This is a genomic window from Pseudomonas sp. P7548, from assembly GCF_013386585.1.
Lineage (GTDB): Bacteria > Pseudomonadota > Gammaproteobacteria > Pseudomonadales > Pseudomonadaceae > Aquipseudomonas.
This window is the reverse complement of sequence record NZ_JACARO010000179.1, coordinates 1-4,698: the sequence shown is the minus strand read 5'-3', so window position 1 is coordinate 4,698 and position 4,698 is coordinate 1. Positions and strand designations below refer to the sequence as shown.

The following is a 4,698-nucleotide window of genomic DNA, read 5'->3' as shown; positions in this document are numbered from 1 at the left end:
ATCGATAGCCGCCAGATTCATTAGCTAGCCTTATATTTATTTAGTTGAATCATTATTTTTATTGTAGCTACGCAGTCGCTTCAATGACGGTGTCTCTTCTCTCAGGGCTGGATCTGTCATGCCGCATCTTGTTATCGAAACCACGCCAACACTTGGCGCTCTGCTGGACTTTCCAGCGTTGCTACAAGCCTTGCATTCTGCATTGGCTGCCAACGGCGATGCTCGCCTGGAGGACTTGAAATCCCGAGTTCATGAAACTGGAATCGCCTTGGCAGGCAGTGATCCGCAGGCGCAATTTATCGTAATACGCTTGATCACCACTAATCCGCGCTCACCTGCAGCTGAACATCGGATGATGGCGACCCTCCATGCTGTGTTCAACGACGCCGTGGTGCAATTGGGGCTCAAGACGAGCTGGCAATGTTGCGTACTGATCGAACGTATCGCCAATGGTGATTACCTCAAGTCTGGCAACCGTCCCGCGCTGGTTGAGGCCGCCTTATGAGCGCGGTCAATGATCCACTGGATAAACTCTACAGCTGCGTTATCTGGCGGCTAATGCCGCTGTTGTTACTGGCCCAGGTACTGGCGTTTCTAGACCGGGTCAATATCGGCACCGCCAAGCTGCAAATGGCCGCCGACGTGGGCCTGAGTGCTAGTGCCTACGGCCTGGGTGCGGGAATTTTCTTCGTTGGCTACTTCGTTTTTGAGGTGCCTAGCAACCTCATGCTGCACAGACTCGGCGCGCGTACCTGGATCGCCCGGATCATGGTGACCTGGGGGATAGTCTCGGCTAGTGCAGTATTTGTCGACAGCGCCAATGGTTTTTATGTGCAGCGATTCCTGCTGGGCGTTGCCGAAGCGGGGTTCTTCCCCGGCGTCATTTTGTACCTCACTTACTGGTTTCCGGCCCAGCGTAGGGGGCGCATGACCACCTTGTTCATGACCGCCAGTGCGGTCGCCGGCGTTATCAGCGGTCCGCTTTCAGGGATGCTGATGACGGCACTGCACGGGGTACATGGCTTGGCTGGCTGGCGCTGGATGTTCCTACTTGAGGCGCTGCCTTCAATACTGGTTGGCATAATGATCTTTGTTTGGCTGCCCGATTCGCCCAAACAGGCTGATTGGTTGAGTAGTGCGGACCGCGACCGACTGCTGCGCGACTTGGCCGTCTCGGCACCGGGTTCGGATTATCACGCGGCGTTGCGCAAGGGCAGTGCAGTTAGCATTTTGCTGTTCGCGACGATCTACTTTTTGCTGTTAAGTGGCTTGTACGGCATTAACTTCTGGCTACCCACGATCATTGGCTTTGCTGGAATCAGCGATACGCTGACTAATGGTTGGCTGTCGGCGATCCCTTACGCCTGCGCCGCTGTGGTGATGAACCTGGTAGCCCGCCGTGCAGACCGCAAACGCAGCTGGGCTTGGCATGTTGGCTTGAGTGCCGTGATCGCCGGTGCTGGCTTCATCATCAGTGCGGTCATCGCGACTCATTTGATTGCGGCCTTGCTCGCCCTGACGCTCGCCAGTATCGGCATCTTCAGCGCGTTGCCACTGTTCTGGAACCTGCCTACTCAACGCCTGAGCGGTGTTGGTGCCGCTGCTGCCATTGCCTTGATCAATTCAATGGGCAACCTATCGGGCTTCATCGCCCCCGCCGCGATCGGCTGGCTTATAGAAGTCACCGATAACCCTGCCACCGGAATGGCTGGTTTAGGCATCGCCGCGATGCTGGCAGGGATCTTGACGTTGGCCTTTGGCGCCCAACGATCCCAGCGTCCATATTTCAGTATTTTTTGATAATCCATCAAATGTCAGCCTAATTTTCAATTAGCTACCCGGTTCGCACAATAGGGTCATTCATTGGTGCAACTGGGCTGTTCCCGCATCCCTCAGCGGCGACCAGTGAGTTCGTCGTTCATTGCCATGACTCTCTCAGCAATCCTGTGACCCTGGAGGTCCAATATGAGTAGCTCCGATACGCCACTGCAACCGAACAACCCCGACCGTCGCACCTTCCTGGCCCAAGCGAGTGCCGGGGCGGCGATTCTCGCAGCAAGCAGCTTGCTGACGCCGATGCAGGCACAAGCCGCCAGCAGCGTTACGGCCGCCACGACCCCAGGCACATTGGGTAAGCCCGGACGTGGTTTTTGGCCCAACGGCGCGCGTCTTGCGGTCAGTATCTCGTTGATGTTCGAGGGCGGTGGCCAGCCGATTTCTGGCGCTGGAGGACCTATTCCGGAGCCGATCAAACTCGGTGTGCCGGACCTTCCCACCAACGCCTTCTTCGCCTATGGCCATTACGAGGGTATCCCTCGCGCCCTGAACCTGTTCGACAAACACCAGATCAAGGTTTCGTGCTTCATGGTCGCCAAGGCCATTCAGGAGTCGCCGGACTTAGCCCGGGAAATCGTGCGCCGTGGTCACGAAGCCGCCGCCCACGGGCGCACTTGGAGCAACTCTTATGACCTTTCGCGGGAGGAAGAAAAACGCTTTATCGCCGACTCACAGAACATCATTGAGCAAATCACCGGCCAGCGCCCCATCGGCTGGAATGCCTACTGGCTGCGCAACTCGGTGCACATTCAGGAAACCTTGCAGTCCTTGGGTTTCGTCTACAGCATCGACGAGCCGAGCCATGACGAGCCCTTCATCACGCCAGTCCACGGCAAGGACTTCGTCACGGTGCCTTATACCTTCCATATGAACGACATCTCGTCGTTCCCATTCGAGGGTTACAACCCGGCGGGGTACGAACAGGCATTGCGCGACGAGTTCGACCAACTCTATGAAGAAGGCGCCAACCGCCGCCGGCTGATGTTGATCGGCATGCATGACCGCATCAATGGGCATGCCAACCGGATACGCATGCTGGACCGGTTCCTCACTTATGCTCGCTCGTACAACGACGTGTGGTTTGCGCGCAAGGACGAGATTGCGCAGTGGGTGCTGGCCCACCGTGAAGACACTCCGATACTCGATCGTGGCCCGGCCAGCATCAGCGGGTTGCCTGGTGCCTGATTATTCACCGAGGTGCCGGGCTTCACCGTCGGGCCTGGCCCGAGTGTTCAGGTGGTTCGGCGCACTGGTCGATCAGCCCCGTTGAGTCACGCAAGCCTGGATAGCGCCGACTACCAGGCTTACAGATTCGTCTTGTAAAGGCAGGCTGAGATCAGGTGAGTCCAGCAAATGCCGCATAGTAGCGATTCCAATAACGTAGGACGCTATCAACGCCGCGCGAGCATTCGCATTTCTACCCCCCAGCTTCATTGCCAGCGGTTGTACGAACTCTAGATTGAAGCGATCGGATACGACCGCCGACGTCTCTGGACTAGCGGCCGCGAGTATCAACAATCGCAATGGGTTGAAACCGTCGTCGTCTGCCTCAGGTGTGTCATTCAGCACTTGCCCTACGAGAAACGTACCGATGTCCTCAAGGTTTTCAGGCAAGTGCTCCTCAACGTTAAACGCGTTTTCAATGACGTGTGCAAACAACTGGTCCTTACTGCCGAAGTAACGGCTCACCAGCGCAGCGTCTACCCCTGACTCTCTCGCAATCTCACGCATGCCAACGTTTTCGTAGCTCTTGGATGAAAAGCATCGCCGTGCAGCGCCAAGAATGCGTTGTCGGGTTTGTGGTGCATTGCGCGAGGGCGTTTCGAATTTTGGGGTAGGCATGATCGAGGCATAGGACCGTTAACTGTTGACGTGAAGCCATCTTGTCATCAGTTGTTGACATGAGCAAATCCATCGCGGAGTATTTAAGTCATCACTTGATGACAAGATGCGGCGAGGGATGAATCCATGGCTGAAACAGTGCTTAAACTATCGGGCAAGGTCGTACTGATAACGGGAGGCTCCAGCGGAATAGGCTTGGCCGCCGCGCAGTTGATGCATAAGCACGGCGCTGAAGTGGTGATTGTTGGGCGCGACGCCAAAAAGCTGCACGAGGCGGTGACGCTCATAGGACCGTACGCCTCGGGAGTCGCGGCTGACGTCAGCAAGCTGGAAGATATTGATCGTGTGATGAGGGTGGTAGCGGTGCGCCACGGGCGCATTGATGTGTTGGTGGTCAATGCCGGGACTTCACACAGCCCACCGTTGAGAGAGGTCGACGAAGCGGCATTCGACGCCATGATCGGCCTCAATTTCAAAGCCGCCTTTTTCACCGTCCAGCGAGCCTTGCCGTTACTGGGAGTAGGGGCATCGGTGATCCTGACAGGCTCGGCGGCGGCCGATCTGGGACGCTGGGGTGACCCCTTATATGCGGCGTCCAAAGCCGCTGTACGTAGCCTGGCTCGTACTTTCGCCAACGATGAGGCGCTGGCTCACCGGCAGGTGCGGTTTAACGTGCTGAGCCCGGGCGCAGTCAAGACGCCGCTGACGCAAGAGGCGTACGAGCAGCCTGATGTGGACGCCTATGTCTGCGCCGCCGTGCCGCTGAAACGCTGGGGCGCGGCAGAGGAAATTGCTCGCGCCGCATTGTTCCTCGCTTGCTCCGATTCGTCCTACATGACGGGCAGTGTTCTGGCCATCGATGGCGGCATGGCGCAAGTCTGAATGACCTACCTTCGGGAATACGGCAATGCCCAATAGTGAGCTGCGATACTCCGACGCTGTACAGCCTGAACAGGTCAGCGTCCTTTCAGCGATGCTCTGGCCGCTGATGCTGGTCTTGTTCATTGCGACACTCGACCA

General features: G+C 57.2%; 5 protein-coding genes. 4 read left to right on the top strand and 1 reads right to left on the bottom strand.

The genetic code is table 11. The features are described 5' to 3' along the window. The first annotated feature begins 118 nt into the window (after positions 1–118). From HX803_RS32070 to HX803_RS32060, 3 genes are all read left to right on the top strand, one after another. Positions 119–505, top strand: coding sequence for a hypothetical protein (locus HX803_RS32070; RefSeq protein ID WP_178926070.1), 387 nt, complete (start codon positions 119–121; stop codon positions 503–505). Further along, positions 502–1,800, top strand: a complete 1,299-nt coding sequence (locus tag HX803_RS32065) for an MFS transporter (protein ID WP_178926069.1) — start codon at positions 502–504, stop codon at positions 1,798–1,800. The genes HX803_RS32070 and HX803_RS32065 overlap by 4 nt, the downstream gene beginning before the upstream one ends. A 165-nt stretch (positions 1,801–1,965) precedes the next feature. Beyond that, a complete protein-coding gene (locus HX803_RS32060; protein WP_178926068.1) occupies positions 1,966–3,021 on the top strand; it encodes a polysaccharide deacetylase family protein in 1,056 nt (351 codons plus the stop codon). Between the two features lie 72 nt (positions 3,022–3,093). Here the strand turns inward: HX803_RS32060 and HX803_RS32055 are convergent, their stop codons facing one another. After that, positions 3,094–3,678 (bottom strand): TetR/AcrR family transcriptional regulator, encoded by a 585-nt coding sequence (locus tag HX803_RS32055; protein ID WP_178926067.1) that lies wholly within the window; start codon positions 3,676–3,678, stop codon positions 3,094–3,096. A 126-nt stretch (positions 3,679–3,804) separates the two neighbouring features. Between HX803_RS32055 and HX803_RS32050 the strand changes: the two genes are divergently transcribed. Then, a complete protein-coding gene (locus HX803_RS32050; RefSeq protein ID WP_178926066.1) occupies positions 3,805–4,560 on the top strand; it encodes an SDR family NAD(P)-dependent oxidoreductase in 756 nt (251 codons plus the stop codon). The last annotated feature ends 138 nt before the right edge of the window (positions 4,561–4,698 follow it).